Genomic DNA, 21,191 nt, shown 5'->3' with positions numbered 1-21,191 from the left:
GATCCTCGCATTTCAATATTTACCGCTATAAATTTTGCTTTTCAACGCTTGAGATTTTCCGCGCATTCAGCTACAAAATTATTGGTAAAAGGAAGTAAATGCAAATAAACAAAGCTACAAAATTTGTAGTGTAAAAGCTCCCTGATTTTCTTAAATCTACCTGTGCAACTGATTGAAAATTCTCGATTCATTGATGGTTTAGATTCTGCTTTCTACCTTGAAGTGACGAGCGTCACAGGTAAAACAGAGCGGAGGTTAACCGACTGCTGGCTGGAAAAAAAATCGGGAGTATCCAGAACATTAAAATGAATCAATGCCACAACGACAATAGTGAAGGCGGTTGAGGAAACTAAACCCGTCAATAACTCTTTTTTGAGGTTTTTTTCCTTGGGTTTGTCTGCAAAAACATCTACAGCCCCGAATTGCATCAACAGAATTCCAGCAATATTGGTAAGCCAGTAGCCGACAATTGTGCAAGGAAACAGTAAATCTGGGGAAAGCCCACTACAGATATACCCAAAGGCGTAGGCAATTGGCAGATTGAAAAATATGTCGTTCCACCAACACAGCGGTGATAGCAAATATCCAATTCCCAGAAGTAACCCGCCTCTGATTTTTTTAAACCAGACTTCCTGAAAGCTTTTAGCTTCTGGCAACTGTTGGGTCTGTTGTCCTGCAAGCTGGTACTCTTGACTGACTTTTTTGGTGTTTTCCACGTTAATAGCTCATAACTCGATCGACTTACCGTAGTTTAGCATTTCAACAGAGCTATGTCTAGTAAGTCCATCGACTTACCGTGTTTTATGGGGATCGCCTAAATATACTTTGTTTCCGAGACAAAAATATCTATCCGGGAGATGTTGTTGAGAATGCTGGCTGGTGTCTGTTTAGGCTGCGATCGAGAAATTGAAAGCTTCTGGCAAATGCTTGACAGTTTGCCAAAGATATGCGGCATCGATCCCCCAGTAATATTGCAGGTAAACGAGCAACAGCCCGATCGCGACTGTCACGCCGAGCAATTTAGGGACTATTTTCGCGACACTCTCCAGCACTGCGAATGCTGCCCAGATAGCAGCACCTAAGATGAGAATGGAAGCGATCGCGGCAACTGTATCGCTGTTCATGGTAAACTCCTGTTGACAATCAATCGGGTATTACAAAACTACTCGGGCTCACGGCGGCTGCAAAGATAAAATAAATTACTCCAATCCCCAATAAGCCGACAGCCGAACTGAAGACGAAGATAAACAAATCTGACGGTTCGTAGGTATGCTCGTCAATTTGGCGGCGAACGATAAAGTATTTTCCAGTTGAGATTAACACTGTTGCTAAACCTACCAGAGAGAAGACTAAACCCAACTTCCAACCCGTGCCGTGACGGTGCTGTACGGGGATTTGCACGACGCGAAACCGGACGATGACGACGCCAAAACCCATCAGTGCGATCGCGCTTCTAATCCACGATAAAAAGGTGCGTTCGTTTGCAGAGCGATCGATCGCCCTGGACAGATTTTTCTGTTTGAGTTTCTCGTCATCTACTTTCATTAGTTTGAACGATAATTGCATCGATCGAACTCTTGGATATTAATATTTTTCCTAAAAACTAGGATTATTCGGGACTCATTAAAGTAGTTTGGCTGCCGGGAACTGAGAAGATAAAATAAATTACTCCAGCTCCCAAGAGTGTGATGGCTAAACTAAAAAGCAGTACCCACCTGTCTGTAGGCTCGTAAGTATCGTAATCGATATCGTGGCGGACAGCAAAGTAGTGTTTAGTTGAAAATAACACGGTTAACAAACCCACCGCCGAAAAGAGCAAACCCAACTTCCAGCCAGCGCCGGGAGTGGGCAACAGAGGCGGATGGAAGGCCCGAAGGCGGACGATGACAACGCCAAAACCCATCAGGGCGATCGCTGTTCGCATCCATGCTAAATAAGTGCGCTCGTTTGCTAAATGATCGCGTACCCGCGACGGATTTTGCCGCTTGGCTTGTTGCGTATCTGCTTTGGTTAATTTAAATCCTAACAGCATAGATAAAATATTAATCTTCCCGATAAATTATCAATGGCAATAGAGTTTGTTTTTCGATTGGCCGACGAGCAGCCGGGGAATTGACCCCGGCGGGCATTAACCCAAACTAATCATTTTCCTCAGTAGGTACGTTGGGAAGTTGCGTATCTATGTAGGCCTGCGACACGTCGGGAACAAACCAATTAACCTCGCCCGGTTTAAAAACTTTAGCAGTAGGAACGTTGAATTCCACAGCCCCGGTATCGGGATTAGCTGTCGCTACTAATTGAGTTCCGTTAACTATCTTAACAGCTATACCGCCAGTTAAAGTTTGTGCAGCTTTGTCGGTCGCGGTTAAATCTGTTACTTTGACATCACTAGGCAAATAAACTCCGTCACAATCCCATCTATCCCCTGTTGTTTGACCGGGCGCTAGAAAATAAAGAGCATTCTCGTAAGAGTCAGGAGATTTTTTACGTTTCGGGCCGTAAATAGCTAGTGTTTTTCCAGTGTCATTGCGGCACTGACCCCAGCTTTCACCTGTTTCTAAAGTATACTTTTGAAACTCCAATTGAGAGATTTTTTTCTGAAGTTCTTCCGGCGTGTAACTCTCATTTTGTTCGGTCGAGTTTTTCGCCGATAACAGAGTGTTAAGAGTTTGAGTCACCTCTATGTAGTCGGGATTTTTCGCATATTTAGGCGTTTTTGGAGCGTCCGCCCAAGAGGGGGGAACGAATACTAAATTGGCGGCCATTACCAAGAGCACTAAAACAAATTTGAAGATTTTCACAATTTTTCTCCTTTTCTAGATTGTCTGGTTTTTTCCAACTTTCTGTTTGCTTGCTATTTTATGACTTAGACAAAAACCAGCTCTCTTTAACTTTTTTGCCTGAAAAACCAAATTTTGCAGAATCGAAAAATCAGGTTTTTTAGCATTATACCTATTGTCCAAGTCGATCGGCGTGGGGCAGTGGCGAAGTGTTCGGGCGATATTTTATCGATCGATCCTCAATTTTTTTGCTCCGTTTGATTCACCACTACAGGATTTATTGAAACCACAGGTAGATTGTTGCCTAAGTCTGGCAATTTGCTAGCTCAAAAGATGGCTTCAACTTTTGTAAAGACTAGAGGCTAAATTAGTTTGAAGCTGCTTTTAGCTTGGTCACTCACTTGATTATTACCTTAGCATATTTGTTGATATATTTCAAGCGAGCTAGCGATTTTTTTAAGCAAATAATTGTTGAGGTGAAAGTAATGAGTTAGGAGTTATTACTTATGACTATTTATCTACCTATAGACGGATGAAATTAGCGGAATATTTGCTAATTATTAGTTATGTTAAAATGGCGGGAGCAGCCGATAACTACCGCTTTCAATCAGGATGAATATTCCCAAACCAATCAACACAAAAGGGACAACAGCCTTGGTATAGCGAGTCAAAATACGGGCGATCGCCTTTTGGCGAGTTAACCGGTAAGCGGCATAAGACCAAACACCTACCATCACCGAGAAAACTGCCAAAATCACCACCAATCTCGGCAAATCGCTGCTAGCAAACAGCGGCAAATAAATGCCGATGTTGTCTCCCCCGTTAGCCACTGTTACCGCAGCTACATTCAAAGTTTGGGGGTTGAAAAGATTTGCTAGTTTTGACACAGGTGAATTAGATTTGCGGTTAAATTCGCCCGATACCGCTTGTACGTCATTTTCCTCACGATCTTTCTTGAATAAGTGAGTGATGCCGATCGCGATCGGAACCAAACCCAGCAAGCCAATCCAAGCTTTCGGCACAATTAAGCCGCCAAAAAAACCGGGCAAACTCGCAGCGATGAGTGCTGCAAATCCGAGGTACTTACCGACAAAGATATGCCGGGGGCGGAAAGTATCGTTTACCTGGGCGAAGAACAGCATCGAAATCACCATATCGTCGATATTGGTTGCGGCAAAAGATGTAATCCCGGTAATAATCGCTGCTGCAATCCAACTCATGTGCTGTTCCTTCAACTTTCCTAAACTTCCGGTTCGCTGGCGTTACTTCTGCTCATAGTTATCAGACAAAAACCGCAACCAACTAAAGATATTATACTTAAAGTTGGACTGGCCAGAGTGCCGCTTTTCACCAGAATCGCAATTCCCAATCCGATCAAAACAAAAGGCACAAGCTGATTGCCGTAGCGAGTCAGAGTATCTGCGATCGCCCGCATCTGAATTAACCGATAAGCAGCGTAGCACCAAACGCCCACCATCGCGAAGAATACAGCGAGAATCACCGCCAGATTTTCTAAAGTATTGCTAGCAAAAAGCGGCACATATATCCCGATATTATCGCCTCCATTTGCCACCGTCACCGCTGCTACGCTGTAAGTTTGAGGAGACAGAAAACTGCTAAAAAAAGATTTCTCAGATTGCTCTAATTCTGCCTCAACTTCCGAATCGTCAGTTTCTGGATTCAGCAAGCGGCTAATCCCGATCGCAATTGGCAGCAAACCCAGCATTCCGATCCAATCTGGCGGAAAGATTAAGCGGCCAAAAAAGCCGGGAAGGCTAGCCAAAACCAGTGCAGTAAAGCCCAGATACTTACCGAAGACGATATGCCTGCGCCGAAATACTGCATTTACCTGCGAGAAAAACAGCAGCAGGATCAGAATATCGTCAAGATTCGTAGCTGTAAAAGCTGTCATACCAGTTGAAATTGCTGTTAGTAATTCATTCATTGCTGTGTCTCCTCATATTTTTTATTTGGTTGTACTCGCTGGCAGCGTATCTTAGGAAATGGCTCTGGGGCACGTTCCACAAAAATTCAATTTTCTTGTGGGCAATTGCCCCTCACCCACTCTTGAAAGGCCGATCGACAATGCTGCAATATTTCAGTAAAAACCCAGTTGCTAAAAACTATTCGTCCTGACTGCGAACTGGTAACTGCTAATCAAAAACCCTCACTGTCAATGGATACTGCCTTCAACCGAACACCGCCGTAAATTGTATTTTCTTCGTCGAACTTGGCATGAATTGCGTCAATACCCTGCTCCATCGAACCAACAAGTTCAGGAGATCGCAGCCGCTGCAAGACAAACCACCCGCAAGTAGCCACCAAGTACATCAAGAACAAGTAAGGAAACGCATCGTAAGGAGCTTCTGGAGGTGGGAACATAGTGCTGCCGGGAATGCCGACGCTGCCCGCAATCGGAATCATCATAAATGCGATCGCCACCACCGAGAACAGCACATCTCGCACGCGCAATTTACCAATTTTGTGCAGGTAAACCGGAGCCGCGATCGAAATTAAGACGTAAACTGTTAAAAATCCGTAGCTGCAAATTGCCCCCAAATAACCCATACAATCGAACAGTTTGATATGAAACAGAGACATCACAGCAGGCACCAAAAATGTCAGAAATGTACACATCGTTACTGCAACGTGGGGAGTTTTATTAGACGAATGCGCTACACCTAATGAAGAGTGAAACAAACCGTGGCGCGCCATCATAAAAAACACTCTCGCCGCTGGATTGATGCTGCCGAGCACGCAAGCAAAAAAGCTAAATAAAGCGCCGAAAGCCACTAACTCTCCCAGCCAACCCATGCCCACTTGCTGCGCCAGAAAACTCAGAGGTTCTTCACTATTAGTAATAGAAACTCCCGTACCGCTAAAACCCAAAACCTCAATATAGGTCATCAGAATGAAGAATAAGCCTGCCATGACAGCACTGCCCATGACAGCCCTGGGGATATTTTTTAAGGGTTTTTTCGCTTCGTCGCCCAGAGATGTAGCGCTTTCAAAACCTGAGAAACCAAACATTACTAAGACAAGTCCCGTCGCTATGTTCCCCGGAGTTACGCCTTCCAAAGTTAATTGGGATATATCTAAGGCAAAACCTTTATGGGCCCAGATGATAATTCCTAAAAGTGCGATCGCCGCCACTGATGCCCCCTCTAGCCACAGCATCGCCATAGCTGAAAGCTGGATATCTTTGTAACCTGCATACCAAGCAATGCCAGCCCCGATCGATAACAGCGTAATCGGTGACGGATGGATGCCTAAATGGCCGATGAAAGTACCCGTAAAGTTTGCAAAACCACACAAAACGGCCATCGCAGTAAATAGATAAGCGAGTACCAAACTCCAGCCGCAAATTACGCCGGCAGTAGGGCCAAGTCCTTTAACAATGTAAGAATAAAGAGAACCAGCAGAAGCCGATCGACTCGCAAATTGGTTGATATTGATGCTGACAAATACTAGGCCGATCAAGCCGATGAGAAAACTCAGCCAAGCCCCGTTACCTGAAAGAGCGACGATTAAACCTATATTAGATGCTGGTATAGTTGTAGGTGCAATGACGGCAAAGGATTGAGCTAAAACCTCCCCGAAGGAGAGGCAGTCCGGCTTTAAGCCGTGGGCACTCTGATTTTTTTGCGTTTTCTTGGTCATTTATCTTCTCTATTTTTGTCGGTCGACTTTTGGCGATCGGCTTAAACTTATTGGTTCTGCTTCAGCATCGGGCTCTGCGTTAAAAGCTTGAGTGTAAGCATAACTCCCTTCAGGAGTAGAATCAAATGTTCTTTTTTATTGAATTAATAAATGCAAGTGATGCAGCGCCCCGGAAAAGAACTGTTGGCGGTACGGGAGCGAGCGGTCGCCAAAAGCTCAAACCCTTGACATTAAAAGGAAATTTAAATAACTGCTGGAAACCGTTATTTATTGGGAATTGCAACCTGTACAATATAGTCGATCGACAAGTTCAGGTCAAAGCTTAGCCGCAATAGATTTTAGTCTCAAAAAATAACTGTATTTGCTAAAGAGGTACTCAGAATGGCCGGAATGACGCTAGACCAACTGCGAGTTTTTCTAGCTGTAGCGGAACACCTGCACTTCAGCCGCGCGGCGGAAGAACTTTACATCACTCAACCCGCTGTCAGTGCGGCAATTCAAAGCTTAGAGGCGCAATATGGAGTAAAACTATTTCACCGCATGGGCCGCCACATCGAAATCACGGAAGCCGGGAAGTTGCTGCAAGTCGAAACGCGGAAAATTATCGATCATGTTGCTTTGACTGAGAGAGGTTTGCGGGAGTTGAACGACTTGCAGCGGGGCGATTTAAACTTGGGTTGCAGTCTGACAATTGGCAATTATTGGTTGCCGGACAAAATTAGCAAGTTCAAACACAAATATCCCGGTATTTGCGTGAATTGTACTCTCGCAAATGCCGAAGAAATTTGTGCGGGGACGGCGACGGGAACATTTGATTTGGGTTTAGTGACGGGAGACATCAAAGCTTCGCTTAAGAGCACTCTGGAGGAAGAAATTGTAGGCAGCGAACGCTTGCTGATTGTAGTTGGCAAATCTCACCCTTGGTTTGAACGTGTAGATGTGAGTTTAACGGAAATTCCGAAAACGGATTGGGTGATGCGAGAAGCTGGTTCTGGAGTCCAGCAAATGTTGGAACAAGCTTTGCAAAGTTGGGGCATTAATCCCCATGAATTGAATGTAACTTTAGTTTTGAACAGCAGTGAAATGGTCAAAGCCGTTGTAGAAAGTGGCGTAGGTGCAGCGGCTATTCCTGAATTGATGGTCAAAAAAGAATTGCAGCTATCTACACTGCGATCGATTAAATTTATAGATAGCCAACCAAGTTCAAATGTATGTCTTGAAATAATTAAACCTGTTTTGAAACTGAAGCACCGACAGCGTTTTCAAACTGGAATTACTAAAGCTTTTGAACAGATATTAATTCAATTTGCTGGGAATTGGTAATTCAGGACTTACGCACCAATACTCAAGAAACCGGGTTTTTTACCGACATAAAAAGCTAAACTGAACTTACCCCCGCGGGGGTAAGTTAAAAAGTCTGAAACATCAGCACAGCAAGCTGGGACTGATTTAATGCTGGCAAGACTTGAGGAAATTTTTGAGAATCTAATGGAAAAATGGGAAGGAAGATTAGTAGAATTGAATTGTGAATGTCAATACGCTTGGGTTAATGTTTTTTTGTCCGAAGAGAGCTTTGGGCGAAGCATAAGCCCTAATGGCCCGCACGCGCCTTCGGAGTATCTATTTTTCACAGGGTTTTGTCTCCATGAGTGTCAGATCCCAAGCGTATTGCGGTATAGTGTGGGGATTCCCACCGGGAGCATCTCATATTTGTAAAAACACTTCTTCTGCCTCCTTCCTTCTGCCTCTTGCCTCGCTGCCTCGGGCCTCAAAACTTAGATTTCTATCTGGGCTGCCAAAGTGAGATGCTCCCGGTGGTTAAAGCAGCAATGCTAATCCAACTTGATAAACTGTTGAATTGCCTCTAGAACTGGAACCTTTTGGTTCATATAGTAAACTTCTCCACAATCGAGATAGCATTCAGCCGCATCTTTCAGTTCTTCACAATTGTCAGGATTGTCAATCTCTTCGCTGATTTCTTTAGACTGATTCTTCTGTGTTTTAATGTATTCGTTGTAGGGCTTTTCTCGCTTGGTCAGTGTGCGTCGCAGACGACCGGGCTGTTGTTCTCCTTGGAAGCGCTGGTTTAGATCGAAATCCAAACGCAGATAATCCCCCCCTGTACTTTCCATGATTTGGTAACAGATAGCTTCAGAATTTTGGGCAGCAGGATTCATGAACATATCCGGTAGGTGTTCGGCCCAGCCCAACTGTCCCCAACTGTTGATGTCTTCATAGCTGTAGGGACGAGTTGTATTGCCAGTGCCAATGGAGAGGACAGCAATATCGCTCAATTGTAATTTGTTTTGTTTTTCAATCAACAAAGCCTGGGCGATCGCCACTAACGCCGGGTTATTAGCTGAGACACCGCCATCGATATGGGGAAGACTTTGCTCCTCGTTATAGGGGAGTTTGTAAGGGGGAAAAAACGTGGGTGCTGATGCTGAGGCAGTGCAGATTTTCCAGAGTTCAATGTTGTTGTACCACGTTTTTTCATCGGCAGGCTTATTATTCGCAAACCACGTTGTGTTTCGGGAATAAACGTCATAAGCAGGTATCAGAATATAGGGTCGATAGATCTCGCTAATTTTCGGAGAACCCAACTCCGGGTGAATCAATTTTTTCTGCAATATTTTAGCTAAACCCTGCTCTCCCTGTTCGTGAGGGTATAAGAGATTACTGCCGAGAGCTTGACTTAGTTTTCTCCATTTTCGAGCCTCACGAACTGACTGTAGGAATATATTTTTTCCCTCTTCTAAGTAGAAATCAATCATTTGCTCAACATTCATCTGACAGGCAATCGCCGCCACCAGAATTGAGCCAGTGGATGTGCCAGAAATCAAGTCAAAATATTCATGCAATTTCTGCCCAGTCTTTTCTTGTATGGTTGTCTCTACCTGCTTGAGAATTGTAGCAGATAATACTCCCCGGATGCCGCCGCCATCTAAGCTGAGAATTTTGAATGTCATGGTATCCTCCCCGATCGGTTAATTTTTAAGTGAACAGTGCCTAACCTTTAGTTAGGATTGGAATTGAGAACGAAATCTTAGCTGTCATTTTTCATTTTTACATTTTCAGACGATCGCCCTGGTGAATATCTGAATTTTTAGAGACCCGAGAATCCCACCTGTGTAGCTAAACTATTGTTTACTGGCGACTCTGACCAAGAATTTCAAAGGTGGTACCCGCCACGCGATCGATCCGTGGAATCAATCCAAAATCTCAAATCTAAAATCCTCAAGCCCCCGACTCGATCCGTGGGGTCAATCCAAAATCTCAAATCTAAAATCTAAAATCGAATGACCGCACTGGCAAAGAGATATTTTCAGCACAAACAGGAGCAACTGTCAATACGCTGGCGGCTGCTGTCGCAGTTAAAATTGATTTTTTTGAACTTGTTTAACATTGGCAATTAACCGGGATTTCCCATCTCGACAATGTGTTTTAGAGCGTTTAATCACTCTCTTCCAAAAAGGTTTGTACTCGACCGTTAGGTCTCAAAACAACTCGAATTTTCGGGTTCTTTCCATTAGAAACGGCCGAAACAAACGGCTCGCCGACTAATGGCATATTAGTGCGATCGATATAATCTGCTGCTGCTTTTCCCATCGGCACAATACTTTGAATTGATCCATTTTCATCGATCAGCACGCTGTATTCCAAAGTTTGTTCCATTCCTTCTGGAGGCTTCCAGCGTTCTTCAAAGTAAGTTCTAGCTTCTGAAACTTGAGGAATTGTATCAAATAAAGTGCGGTTTTTTTTGCTCGCCGCAGCCTGGTTGTTGTCCTGAGACTCGGGTTGCGGTTGAGTGTCCTCAAGGGCTGGGAGTTCGGTACTGGCGGGGGGGACAATCGGCTCGGTGGAGCGGGGGAAGGGTTGCGGCGCGGCAACGGGAAATCGGGAAGCAGACAGGGAGGGCGGCAGGGGGGGCGGTACGGCGGGAGCTAGTCTCGGCGGTAGGGGGGGCAGCAGGTAGGGTACTGGTGCGGGTGATTGGGGGGCGGAAGTGGGCGGTTCTTCGGGGGCGGGAATGGTGATTGTTTGCCCTTGAGGGAAAGCTGGGGCGCTCTGTGGGGAGCTGGGTGCGCTGCCGTTGGGGGGAAATAGCAGGGGTGGCTGCTGAATGGGGCTGGGTTTGTTGGTGGGGGGAGTTGGGGTGAGGGCTATGGGGGGCAAGCTGGGGCTGGGGGAGGCGGCGGTGTTGATGGGCGGGGGCGGCAGGGGCGGTAAAGCGGGTGTTGCTGCGGGTGTTGGTGCTGGGGGTGTAGGTTGGGCGGGAAGGGGACTGGGGGAGACGCGGGCAGCTAGCTGGGGCTGTCCTGGAGCGGGGGCGGAGGCGGTTTGTGGCGTGGTGGTTGCCCGATCGAGCATTTTGATAATTCCTGCTGTCAGGCCCGCGCTGGCGACCAGCATTGCTGCCACTTTGAGCCAGGGTGAGGACAGCGGCCGTCGGGGCTCGCGGTTGAGGTTGGGAAGCGCCATCACTTCGGCGGCGCTGTCATCTAGTGCTGTGGCCAAGTCAAACAGTTGCAGGGTGCTTAAGGGAACTACCGGCCCGGATTCTGCGGCGCTCAAAGAGCCTAAAAACAAGTTGTGGGCGAGCAAGCCGCGGGGTTCTAAGCGGGGGGGAACCGGAAGGTAGGAAGTTGGGAGAGAGTAGGGGTTGTAAGTTGCTAGTTCGGAAGTGTTGACGGCTCGATCGAATATGACGGCGTTATGCGCGGCTTCTGGCGAGTCTGGGCCTGCTGCGGTAAGGCCGGTTTGAGAGTTGAGGTTGCTTTCCCAATCGCGGGATTCGCCGAGCAAGTTTTGGACGTAGTTGCTGACAGCTTCGTGGAGGGTTTCGAGTTGAATTCGATCGCCCCTGAGAGTAACGTGTTGGGTATCTGGCAGCCTGGGGTCGTCGAGTCGCAGCTCGAAACTTAAAGATTTAAACACCGGTTGGCCCGCCCAGCGAGATAGAGGCGAACTTTTGGCTGTAATTTCCAGCGTGCAAGTGGGCGGCGTGAACCGTTTGAGAACCATAGCAAAAAGTCTGTTGACTGTTGACTGTTGACTGTTGGCTGTTGACCGTTGACTGTTGACTGTTGGCTGTTGGCTGTTGACTGTTGGCTGTTGGCTGTTGACTGTTGACTGTTGACTGTTAACTTTTAACTTTTGACAACTGTCTACTGACTGCTGACTGCTGACTGCTGACTGCTGACTGCTGACTGTTTAATTCTTAGCACGGTCTAGAAGAGCCAGCCAGAGTCGCCTGTGGCCCCCGGGACTGCTGTAAAACAGCAAATCGATCAGGAGTTTGAGGGCCAAATCAGTCAGTTCTCGGGCCGATAAATTTTCTGCATCTTCCATGCGCGAGGCATAAGTGTTGCTGAACCTGTCAATATAATCTCCCAACAAAGCGACTGTGTGAGGTTCGCGGTTTTGCTCTGCCATTTGTTCCAGCAAAGCAACGGCGCGGCGGATTAAAGCTTGGTGCTGTTTTGCCAAATGACAGCTTATCAAAACTAGCGATCGAGCTTCCTCAACATCGAGTTTTTTGCGCCCTCCCTGGCCTTTCCGCAGCGGGTTAGATTGGCGCAGCCGCCACAAAGCTACCCGATCGGCTACCATTGGCTCTAAATTCAGTTCGGCTGCTACCTTGAGCATCGCCTCTGAGCCAATTTCTGCCAGTGCTTCTAGGGCTAACAGCACTAAATCCAGTTGGGCTTTAATGTTGTCCAACTGGGTAGGTTCTGGTGCTTTTTGGGTCAATTCTTCCCAGTTGGGAGATGGGCCCGTTTCGTTTGTGGGAGCGGAGGACTTTACGGTCGAGCGCATGGCTTCAGCACAGGAAATAAGACAGGTTGAGGCAGGATATCGAACAGTATGCAGTGATGAAAGCTTTGCAACCTTTGGGCAACAGCATATCTGTTAATTTGTCTCCATAGCTCGTTGCTTTGATTCCGGCAATCCTAACTGCTGGACGGAGTTGCGGGTTAAAAGTTGCCGTTTCAAGTTCGATCGGTCGCAACCAGCAAAACCCATAAATTTTCACCCCTAACCATGCTACGCCACAAAGTGACCGAAATCAAATCAGTGCTTTGAAACTATCGGGACTTATATCAATGCCAAGATCCTAGCGCTCTCGAATGCTACTTATAGTCTGTCGCTACTTATAGTCTGTCAGATTATAGTTGTCATTGCTTAATCTGGCGCAATCTATGGATATTACCGAGCAATTTGGTAAAAAAGTTAGACATTTCAGAAAGCTCAGAAATCTTTCCCAAGATAGGCTTGCAGAACTATCTGAATTACATCGCACCTATATTGGTTCAGTTGAACGAGGTGAAAGGAATATAACGCTGCTTAATGCCAGCAAAATAGCCAAGGCATTATCCGTTAGTCTAGCCGATCTGGTAATTGATGATGACTGAAATAAGACTAGAGCGAATTTTAGCAAGATACCAAAACTCATTTACCGAAAAAATTTATGCAGAAGAGAATGAAGAACACGATATTTTAATGGATGTGTTTGGTATCTCTCCCCTAATAAAAAAAGAAAATAGGCAATATTGGGGACGTGAGTTAGGTATGTGTTGGCAATTGTTAGTTACTGAAACGTGTAAAACATATTGCAGTAGCTTTCAGCCAGCATTTAAAGTTGGCAGCGATGAGCCGTGCGATCTGATTGTTGATGGGTACGCGATAGATACAAAATATCGTATTGGCTCAGGAGATTCTGGAACACTGAAAAAATTCAAATCTTATGGCCCACTACTTCGTACTTATAATTACGAACCAGCATCGGAATTAATACCCGAAATCAGGACACGGCAGTACCGTTTCCCTACAATTAATTGGGGTAGGGAAACGGCATTGCCGTGTCCTCGATATCATTCCAGTGCAGCCGGAATTGAGATAAACCGCTGAAACTATCAAGGCGCTTGTTGATAATCTCTATGTAGTCAGGTACTATTTCAATGCCAACATACCTAATGCCAAATTCTTGCGCCGCCAGCAATGTGGTTCCCGATCCTGCGAAAGGATCGATTAGAATAGAATTTTCCAAACGCGGTACAAATATTTCGACCAGCTTTCTCATGAGAGCGATCGATTTTACAGTGCAATGGACGTTAAACTCCTCGGTTTTCTCACGCTGTATACCTTGTGAACTACCACACACTCATCGCTACGCGCTCTTAGTGTGGGCTTCCCAATTCAAGGGCAACCGCCGCCACAGTAGTAGACTTACGCCCATACTGTTTGGGTCTTACATTGCCTCCAAGGGCAGTAACGCTGGTTCCCAACGCCAATATCCGTAAGCCTTCATTTTTGATGTTGATAGCTGCATTGATATCTCTGTCGTGTCGTTTGCCACAGTGGGCACAATCAAATTCACGTACCGATAGATCCATCTTTTGCAGGGAAAGTAAAGTATTGGAACATAGGTGAGATGACGGGAAAAATCGACCTACTTCTAGATAGACCTTGCCTTCTGCTTCTGCTTTGTATTTGAGCATAGTGCAGAACATGGACCAACCAGCATCACTGATAGATTTAGCTAGATTATGATTTTTTACCATGTTCTTTACTGCCAGATTTTCGACCACAATCACTTGGTTTTCGTTAACTATCTTACGGGATAGTTTGTGTCGGAAATCTTCACGTACTCTAGCTATTTTTGCATGGACTTTGGCTACAGCTAGTTTAGCTTTGCGTCGCTTGTTAGTAGTTTTATCCTTTTTCCTAGATAGCTTGCGCTGTTTGCGTTTAAGGTTTCGTTCGTGTTTTTTGAGGTGTCGAGGGTTCTGGTATTTCGATCCATCTGAAGTGACAACAAAGTCGAGCAAGCCAAGGTCAATTCCGATGGCTTTACCTTCTTCACTAGCTACCGGATTTTCAACATCGTCATCCATCAATAGCGAGGCATAGTAACGACCATCAGGCATTTTAGATACCGTCACAGTCCTTAATGTACCAACACAATCCCGATGAATTTTAGCCTTAACTACTCCAAGATTGCCAGGGAACTTAATTTCAGAATCGCTCAGAATTTTGACGTTCTGAGGGTATTGCATCGATTGTCTACCCTGACGTTTTTTGAAGGTTGGATAACTAGCGCGACCATCAAAGAAGTTAATAAAGGCTTGAGACAGATTAAGTACCGACGATTGAAGACATTGAGAGTAGCACTCTTTGAGCCATTCATGCTCGGTCTTCCATACTGGGATCTGTTTCTTCATGGTGAAAGCAGAGATGCCTTTTCCAGTCTCTTTGTAGGTCTGGGACATCGTAGCCAGAGATTGATTCGACACCCATCGAACACAGCCAAAGGCCCCGGCCAAATGACTTTGTTGCTCAATGCTTGGATAAATTCTGACTTTGACCGCCTTCAACACAATGAATTTTATCGTAGTTATTAAGCTGTGGAGCATTTAAACCATTAACGCTCCAGGTAAGGTGCGTCAGCTAGAACACTGACTATACATGGGAAACGGTTATTTACTGACGCACCCTACTATCCTCATTTAAATGCCGAACAGCTTAGAACGATGATAACAACAAATAAGTCAATGGTCAATCAAGGGATTTGTTTGCTCCCTCATCCACCGGATGACTTGCTCAGAGCGGAGCTTGTCAGATTGTCATCCGGTGGAATCGACGCGCGTCTGGTGCATTCATCCCGACGCTCAATCCGTTTCGGATGAGCGCGGGGCTTCTGCTGTTTCAGCTAAAATATTTGACTGAAAATCACCGAACCGATCTTTAGTCTAAAATAGACCAGTACCATACTCCTGTAGAGTTTCCAAGTAATTATTGACCAGTGGTTTTTGATGTACGCAGATTGCTTCCCATTCGTTCCTCAAACAACTGTGCCAACCATTTATCCCACCGTAGGGACACTCCAAGAGCCGTGTCCCTACTTCATCAACCTGGAATATGCTGTAATTACGAATCAACCGGAAATGCGTAAATCCTGACTACTTCAAAAATACGATCGTCACACCTCCACCTCCTTCTTTTTGAGTAGCCAACTCATAGCGAGAAACCTGGGGATGAGTGGCCAGAAATTCGTGAACGCCGCGCCGCAACTGTCCCGTACCTTTACCGTGAATTATCCACAGCACTCCGTATTCCACGGCTTTGGAAAGAGCTCTGTCTATTTCGATTTCGGCGTCTGAGACTCTCGCACCCCGCAGGTCGATCGAATTATTAGCAGTGCGAATAGCGATTTCGGGATGGGGTTTTGCAGGTTCCGACGCTGCTTGCTTGGCTTTAGCGGTAGCGAGTGCTTGGGCTGCAACCTTGGCTAATTCAGCTTTAGTTTCCGGTTTTTGACCGTCGAGGGATTCAATTTCTCCCAGTTTCACAGTCATTTTCATAATCCCAAACCGGACGCTCAACTCTTCGTTAGCATCGGGGCCGCTGAGCACTTCGGCGGTTTGGCCCAAGCTGGGAATGCGGATGCGATCGCCCGTTTTCGGCATAAAACCCGGTTTCGGTTTCGCCGGTTGTTTCCGCGAGGGCAGATGTTTTTCAGAAATTTGATTTAAGGTATCTGTCGCCTCTTGGGCATTTTGAGCCGTTTGGTTGCCCGACTGCAAGCGGCGAATGATTTGAGCAATTTCTGATTTTGCCGACCCGATCGCCTCATTTACTGCCACTTCCTGAGCTATTTTCAGTTCTCGCTCCCGCTCTTGCAAAGCCGCTGCTTTTTGAGAAACTTCTCTGTGCAGTTTTTCGGTTTGGTGTAGCAGTTGAGTTGCTTCTCTGGCCTTGGTTTCCTGTTTCCGGCGCTGTGCTTCGAGTCCGGCAATCACTTGATTGACATCTTGAGACGCTCCCCCGACATAGGTTTGAGCTTCTTCGACAATTTCTGTTAGCAAACCGAGTCTTTTGGCAATGGTGAGGGCGTTGGAACGTCCGGGAATTCCCCACAGCAAGCGATAGGTTGGCTGCATGGAATTGTCGTCAAATTCTACTGAGGCATTTTCAAAGCGCGAGTCTTGATATTTGAGGGCTTTGAGTTCGCCAAAGTGGGTAGTTGCAACTGTTAATAGAGAATGTTGGGCGAGATATTGCAACAGGGCGATCGCCAATGCACTGCCTTCTGAGGGGTCTGTCCCCGCTCCTACTTCGTCTAACAAGACTAAAGATTTGGGAATTGGGCATGGGGCATGGGGCATGGGGCATGGGGCATCGGGCATTGGGAATTGGGCATTGGGCATTGGGAATTGGGCATCGGGAATTGGGAATTGGGAATTTTCTTCTCCTTCTTCTTCTTCTCCTGCACTTTCCCCTTCCGATTTATTGCCTAAAACTTCTAAAATGCGGCTGATGCGGCGGATATGGCCGGAGAAAGTAGACAAACTTTGCTGCAAAGATTGTTCGTCGCCGATATCGGCAAGAATATTGTCAAACCAAGGCAATTCTACCGGTTCCCGGGCGGCAACAAACATTCCTGCTTTCGCCATTAAAGCTGCCAATCCCAAAGTTTTGAGGGTGACAGTTTTGCCACCGGTGTTGGGGCCGGTGATGGCGACGACGCGGATGTGCGGCGCGATGGTTAAATCGACCGGCACGACTGGAAAGCTTTGCTCGTATTGTTGCTGCCAAACTAATAAAGGATGGCGCAACTGGCGGAGGGTAATTTGCGATCGCAGGTTGCGAATTAATAATTGACTGTTTTCTGAGTTTTCCTCATCTTCTTTTTGCTCATCTAAATTTTCTCTATTTTTTGGTGCTAATTCAGGCTCTCCCAATTCGATAAATTTTGGCGGATTTGCTTCTAACCAAAAACTGTAACGGGCTTTAGCGGCAGCTAAATCTAAAGTTGTAACTACAACCAACAATCTGTCTAAATCTGGTTTGACTGCTGCGACTTGCTCCGTGAGGGCGCGGCGGACTGCTTCTTCTTCGGCTTGTTCTTGCCTGAGCAACTGCCGCATTTGGTTGTTAAGATTGACTGTGCTGTGGGGTTCTACGTACAGTGTCGCGCCGCTGGCCGAGGAGTCGTGAACGATGCCCGGTATGGCATCTTTTTGGGGAGCTTTGACGGGAATGACAAAGCGCGAGCTTCTTTGGGTAATTAGCTGTTCTTGTACCGCGTTGGATTGGCGCTGCAAAATCCCCTGCAATATTTGATAAATGCGATCGCGCAACTGTCGCATTTGAACTCTAATTCCTGCTAATTTAGGAGTTGCTCTATCTGCTACTTGAGCGCGATCGTCTATACAGCGGTGGATTTCTTGCTCTAGTTCGGGATAAGTCCGCAATTGAGCTGCCAGTTCTTTGAGTGTCGGCACATCTGCCTGAGAGTCAATTATCCGGCGCAATTGCCTTGCTCCGGCGAGGGTGGTAGCAATTGCCAGCAATTCTTCGCCGCCGAGCAAACCTTGCAGTTCGGCTCGCTGCAGGGAAGTGTTGATGTCTTGGATTCCTTCAAAACTCAAAGCACCGCCAGCGCGGCTTTCTAACTGATAAGCTTCCTGAGTTTGGGCTAGAAGTTCTGCTGTCTGAGCTATGGTTGGCGGAATTTGCAAGTCGAGGGCGGCGGCGACACCGAGTTTGGTGGCCGCGAAGGTAGCCAAGTGCTGACACAGGCGCGGCCATTCTAATAGTTCTAGTGTTTCGGATTGAATCAAAGTTGAGGTGGTGTTGGTAATTGGCATTTCCAGGCGCTGACCTAGAAGGTGAATTTGACGGTACTATTAATTGATTTTAAAGTTTTTTATTGTTTCCTGGCGCAACTTCAGAAAGTATCTGCGATCGCCGTCATTCGATTTTAGATTTTAGATTTGAGATTTTAGAGGCGACCCCACGGATAAATTCGGGGGCTTGAGGATTTGAGATTCCAGATGCTTTCGATTGATTCCACGGATCGATCGCGTGGCGGGTACCACCTTTGAAATTCGCTTGTCAGCAGTCTTTCGGCAGAAAGCTCTGATGTATAGCCTTTCTCAGGTAGATGAGGTATGAGTATTAATTGGTAATGGAAGTTGATGGCGGTGCTTACCTCACTTAACTACATAAGCACAATTAAGAGGGCTAGAGCATCGACTACGTACCTCACTTACTTGAGAACCGCTATACCGCAAATTACGAAGGCGAAAATTTGCTTTTTTGCATTACCGTCTAAAATTATACCTTCTACTGATACCATTCCCCAAAAAATATGCAACTGCAGGCAAGCTCCAAACCATTATACAGTAAGTCATTCCCAATTCTAAAATCTAAAATCTAAAATCTAAAATGGTATGAGCTATTTTTGCGTTTGAGGGAACTGGCACGGGCCGTTTTTTGTGGGATTGAACTATTTGCGAATTTTAAATATGTCGGCGCAATTCTAGCGGTTGTATCCTAAAAAGTAATTTGTGGAGTTGGTAGAAGTATGGCAAAGATTCTGGCGATCGTCGCGGATACTGTGAATTTTCAAGTCGTGCAAGAGTTACTCGGCCAAGAGGGACATCAGGTGAGAGTCGTTCCCGACGGTCGGGAGGGTTTAGACTTGGCGAGGGAATTGTCCCCCGATGCGATAATTTGCGACGGGACTTCGCCTCAAATCAATTTTTTGGAGGTGTGCCGGCTGCTGAAGGCCGATCGAGAATTGGCTGCAGCCTATTTTATTCTGCTGACAACACCCGAGCAATTTGAAGAAGTTCAAGAATTGGATGCGCCTTTTGACGATTTTCTGGTTAAACCGATAGTTAAGCAGGAATTGTTGGCGCGGGTGCGCGCGTCTAAGCGAGGGCGCGAGTTGAGGGCACAGTTGGATCTCGCCCAGCAAGAATTGCAACTGTCGCGCGATCGAATGCTGCAAACTGAAAAAATGTCAAGTTTGGGCGAATTGGTGTCTGGTCTCGCGCACGAAATTAACAACCCAATTACTTTTATTTACAGCAATCTCACTCACGTCCAAACTTACGCTACTGATTTAATAGAACTGCTGCAATTGTATCAAAAAGAGCTAGTCAATCCAGGCTCGGAAATTCTGGAAAAACAACAAGATATGGATGTGGAATTCGTGTTCGACGATTTATTAAAAATTGTGAGTTCCATGCGTAACGGGAGCGATCGCATCCGCCAAATAATCTTGTCGCTACAGGATTTTTCCCGCAGCGATCGATCGGGCTGGCAGTTATTCGATGTTTCCGACGGTTTAGAAAATACTCTGTTGTTGTTGCAGCACCGCTTGCCGGCTCGCGAGGGAAGGCGAGACATCAAGGTGATGAAAGAATTCGGCAACTTGCCGCAGATTGAGTGTTATGCAGGTCGGCTCAATCAAGCTTTTCTGAATATTATCAATCACGAAATCGATACTTTGGAAGAGTTGACTCAAGAGTTTGAGGAGTCGGAATCGGTCAAATTTAAGCCTGTGATTTGGATTAGCACTCAGGTGGTTGACGAGCGGCGGATTTCTATTGAAATTGGAGATAACGGCATGGCAATCAGGGAAGATATCACAGCGCAAATTTCTGACCCATTGTTGATGGCGAAACCTGTGGAACACAGCCTCGCCTTGGGACTTGCTGTCAGTTATCGGATAATTGTAGAACAGCACAAAGGAGAGTTAACCTGTTTTTCGGAACCGGGTAAAGGTACTAGATTTAGGATAGAACTTCCGCTGCGGCACAGTTAATTAATAGTATTTACCGTTGGGTGGGGGCGGGTTTTTGAGATTGTTGGTTTTAGCCAGAGATTGTTGGCGAACCCGCCCTACAAATGCGGTAGAATATTTGTCAACTGAGTTCGCCAATTAGCCGAGAATTGACAAGCGAATTTCAAAGGTGGTACCCGCCACGTGCTCGATCCGTGGAATCAATCGAAAGCATCTGGAATCTAAAATCCTCAAGCCCCCGACTCGATCCGTGGGGTCAATCCAAAATCTCAAATCTCAAATCTAAAATCGAATGACTTCGCTGCTAATTTTGTACTCGCACTGCTGTTGCAGCGGACACTCGCCGCAGCGGGGGTTTCTTGCAGTGCAAACTGCCGCCCCAAAGTCCAGCATTCCTAGATTCCACGGCCCGACTTGCTGTTTGGGAGCAACTCGTTCTGCGGCTTCCCAAAGTTCGGGCGATCGCGATTTTACCTTACCGCCGTCAATCCCAAAAAAACGCTGCAAAATCCGAGCAACATTCGTATCGAGCACCGCTTTCGGCTGTCCGAAAGCATTAGCGCAAACCGATCGCGCAATATACTTGCCAACTCCGGGAAGTTCCAGCAACTGAGCTTCCGTGCGGGGAACGTTTCCCTGATAATTTTCTAGGATAACCAGCACCGATTCCCGCAGCTTTTGCGCCCGAAAAAAAAGACCCAAAGGCTGCAACAAACTAGCAACTTCCTCCGCAGGCGCGGCCGCTAGATCGGAGAGAGTCGGATATCGATCGACAAATTCTTGATAAATCGGAGCCACTGTAGCGGCAGTAGTTTTTTGCAGCAGGAACTCAGCCACTAAAATCGCGTAGGGGTCGCAGGTGCGCCGCCAAGGAAAATCACGGAAATTTTGCTCGGCCCAAGCTTTCAGCCGGCGGCGGAACCACCGGACTTTCCCTGCGTTCAAATGCTTTGACCCAGGCTCGACATCAGAATCAAAAACAACGGCATTTAATGCAGGCATTTGATTTTTACTTTTGAGAAGTTGCCAAGTTTATAGGGAGCATCCCAATTTGGTAAAAAGCGTTTTTTACGAGTGCGAGCGTCTCGCTCGCGGCATAGGTCGCGAGCGAGACGCTCGCACTGAATACGATCCAAATATATTATTCTGAT

The 21,191-nt window shown here is 46.4% G+C and carries 19 protein-coding genes; 4 read left to right on the top strand and 15 right to left on the bottom strand.

Annotated elements, in window-relative coordinates:
• Positions 1-212: 212 nt before the first annotated feature.
• The 8 genes from QUA56_RS14980 to QUA56_RS14945 form a co-directional block, all read right to left on the bottom strand.
• Entirely contained in the window at positions 213-716 is a 504-nt protein-coding gene (locus tag QUA56_RS14980) for a hypothetical protein (RefSeq protein ID WP_333358855.1), read from the bottom strand.
• 171 nt (positions 717-887) lie between these two features.
• Positions 888-1,124 carry a hypothetical protein gene (locus QUA56_RS14975; protein ID WP_333358853.1) on the bottom strand — a complete coding sequence of 79 codons (237 nt, stop codon included), beginning with the start codon at positions 1,122-1,124 and terminating at the stop codon, positions 888-890.
• A 19-nt stretch (positions 1,125-1,143) separates the two neighbouring features.
• A complete protein-coding gene (locus QUA56_RS14970) occupies positions 1,144-1,545 on the bottom strand; it encodes a DUF202 domain-containing protein (protein ID WP_333358851.1) in 402 nt (133 codons plus the stop codon).
• Positions 1,546-1,609: 64 nt separating this feature from the next.
• Positions 1,610-2,032 carry a DUF202 domain-containing protein gene (locus QUA56_RS14965; protein WP_333358849.1) on the bottom strand — a complete coding sequence of 141 codons (423 nt, stop codon included), beginning with the start codon at positions 2,030-2,032 and terminating at the stop codon, positions 1,610-1,612.
• A 106-nt stretch (positions 2,033-2,138) separates the two neighbouring features.
• Complete coding sequence (locus QUA56_RS14960) at positions 2,139-2,801, bottom strand: hypothetical protein (protein WP_333358847.1); 663 nt, start codon at positions 2,799-2,801, stop codon at positions 2,139-2,141.
• Positions 2,802-3,349: 548 nt separating this feature from the next.
• Positions 3,350-4,000, bottom strand: a complete 651-nt coding sequence (locus QUA56_RS14955; RefSeq protein ID WP_333358845.1) for a cadmium resistance transporter — start codon at positions 3,998-4,000, stop codon at positions 3,350-3,352.
• Positions 4,001-4,020: 20 nt separating this feature from the next.
• A complete protein-coding gene (locus QUA56_RS14950; RefSeq protein WP_333358843.1) occupies positions 4,021-4,725 on the bottom strand; it encodes a cadmium resistance transporter in 705 nt (234 codons plus the stop codon).
• A 212-nt stretch (positions 4,726-4,937) separates the two neighbouring features.
• Positions 4,938-6,440 (bottom strand): APC family permease, encoded by a 1,503-nt coding sequence (locus tag QUA56_RS14945; RefSeq protein ID WP_333358841.1) that lies wholly within the window; start codon positions 6,438-6,440, stop codon positions 4,938-4,940.
• Between the two features lie 125 nt (positions 6,441-6,565).
• Here QUA56_RS14945 and QUA56_RS14940 point away from each other — a divergent pair, with 125 nt between their 5' ends.
• Entirely contained in the window at positions 6,566-6,766 is a 201-nt protein-coding gene (locus QUA56_RS14940) for a hypothetical protein (protein ID WP_333358838.1), read from the top strand.
• A 64-nt stretch (positions 6,767-6,830) separates the two neighbouring features.
• Entirely contained in the window at positions 6,831-7,763 is a 933-nt protein-coding gene (locus QUA56_RS14935; RefSeq protein ID WP_333358836.1) for a LysR family transcriptional regulator, read from the top strand.
• Between the two features lie 509 nt (positions 7,764-8,272).
• On the opposite strand, the gene QUA56_RS14930 is transcribed toward QUA56_RS14935, so the two are convergent.
• From QUA56_RS14930 to QUA56_RS14920, 3 genes are all read right to left on the bottom strand, one after another.
• A complete protein-coding gene (locus tag QUA56_RS14930; RefSeq protein WP_333358834.1) occupies positions 8,273-9,409 on the bottom strand; it encodes a patatin-like phospholipase family protein in 1,137 nt (378 codons plus the stop codon).
• Positions 9,410-9,893: 484 nt separating this feature from the next.
• Complete coding sequence (locus tag QUA56_RS14925; protein WP_333358832.1) at positions 9,894-11,465, bottom strand: DUF4335 domain-containing protein; 1,572 nt, start codon at positions 11,463-11,465, stop codon at positions 9,894-9,896.
• Positions 11,466-11,654: 189 nt separating this feature from the next.
• On the bottom strand, positions 11,655-12,260 hold the full coding sequence (locus tag QUA56_RS14920; protein ID WP_333358830.1) for a DUF3038 domain-containing protein: 606 nt from the start codon (positions 12,258-12,260) through the stop codon (positions 11,655-11,657).
• A 383-nt stretch (positions 12,261-12,643) separates the two neighbouring features.
• On the opposite strand from QUA56_RS14920, the gene QUA56_RS14915 reads away from it, so the two are divergent.
• On the top strand, positions 12,644-12,856 hold the full coding sequence (locus QUA56_RS14915) for a helix-turn-helix transcriptional regulator (protein ID WP_333031862.1): 213 nt from the start codon (positions 12,644-12,646) through the stop codon (positions 12,854-12,856).
• A 419-nt stretch (positions 12,857-13,275) separates the two neighbouring features.
• Here the strand turns inward: QUA56_RS14915 and QUA56_RS14910 are convergent, their stop codons facing one another.
• The 3 genes from QUA56_RS14910 to QUA56_RS14900 form a co-directional block, all read right to left on the bottom strand.
• Positions 13,276-13,605 (bottom strand): DNA methyltransferase, encoded by a 330-nt coding sequence (locus tag QUA56_RS14910; protein WP_333358829.1) that lies wholly within the window; start codon positions 13,603-13,605, stop codon positions 13,276-13,278.
• Between the two features lie 16 nt (positions 13,606-13,621).
• Positions 13,622-14,821 carry an RNA-guided endonuclease InsQ/TnpB family protein gene (locus QUA56_RS14905; protein WP_445242911.1) on the bottom strand — a complete coding sequence of 400 codons (1,200 nt, stop codon included), beginning with the start codon at positions 14,819-14,821 and terminating at the stop codon, positions 13,622-13,624.
• 582 nt (positions 14,822-15,403) lie between these two features.
• Entirely contained in the window at positions 15,404-18,067 is a 2,664-nt protein-coding gene (locus QUA56_RS14900) for an endonuclease MutS2 (RefSeq protein ID WP_333358978.1), read from the bottom strand.
• 746 nt (positions 18,068-18,813) lie between these two features.
• Between QUA56_RS14900 and QUA56_RS14895 the strand changes: the two genes are divergently transcribed.
• Positions 18,814-20,061, top strand: coding sequence for an ATP-binding protein (locus QUA56_RS14895; protein WP_333358825.1), 1,248 nt, complete (start codon positions 18,814-18,816; stop codon positions 20,059-20,061).
• Between the two features lie 261 nt (positions 20,062-20,322).
• Here QUA56_RS14895 and QUA56_RS14890 read toward each other — a convergent pair whose 3' ends face one another.
• Complete coding sequence (locus QUA56_RS14890) at positions 20,323-21,042, bottom strand: A/G-specific adenine glycosylase (protein ID WP_333358823.1); 720 nt, start codon at positions 21,040-21,042, stop codon at positions 20,323-20,325.
• Between the last annotated feature and the right edge of the window lie 149 nt (positions 21,043-21,191).

The organism is Microcoleus sp. N3A4 (genome assembly GCF_036701805.1).
In the GTDB taxonomy this organism is placed as follows: Bacteria; Cyanobacteriota; Cyanobacteriia; order Cyanobacteriales; family Microcoleaceae; genus Microcoleus.
This window is presented reverse-complemented; position numbering and strand designations above follow the sequence as displayed.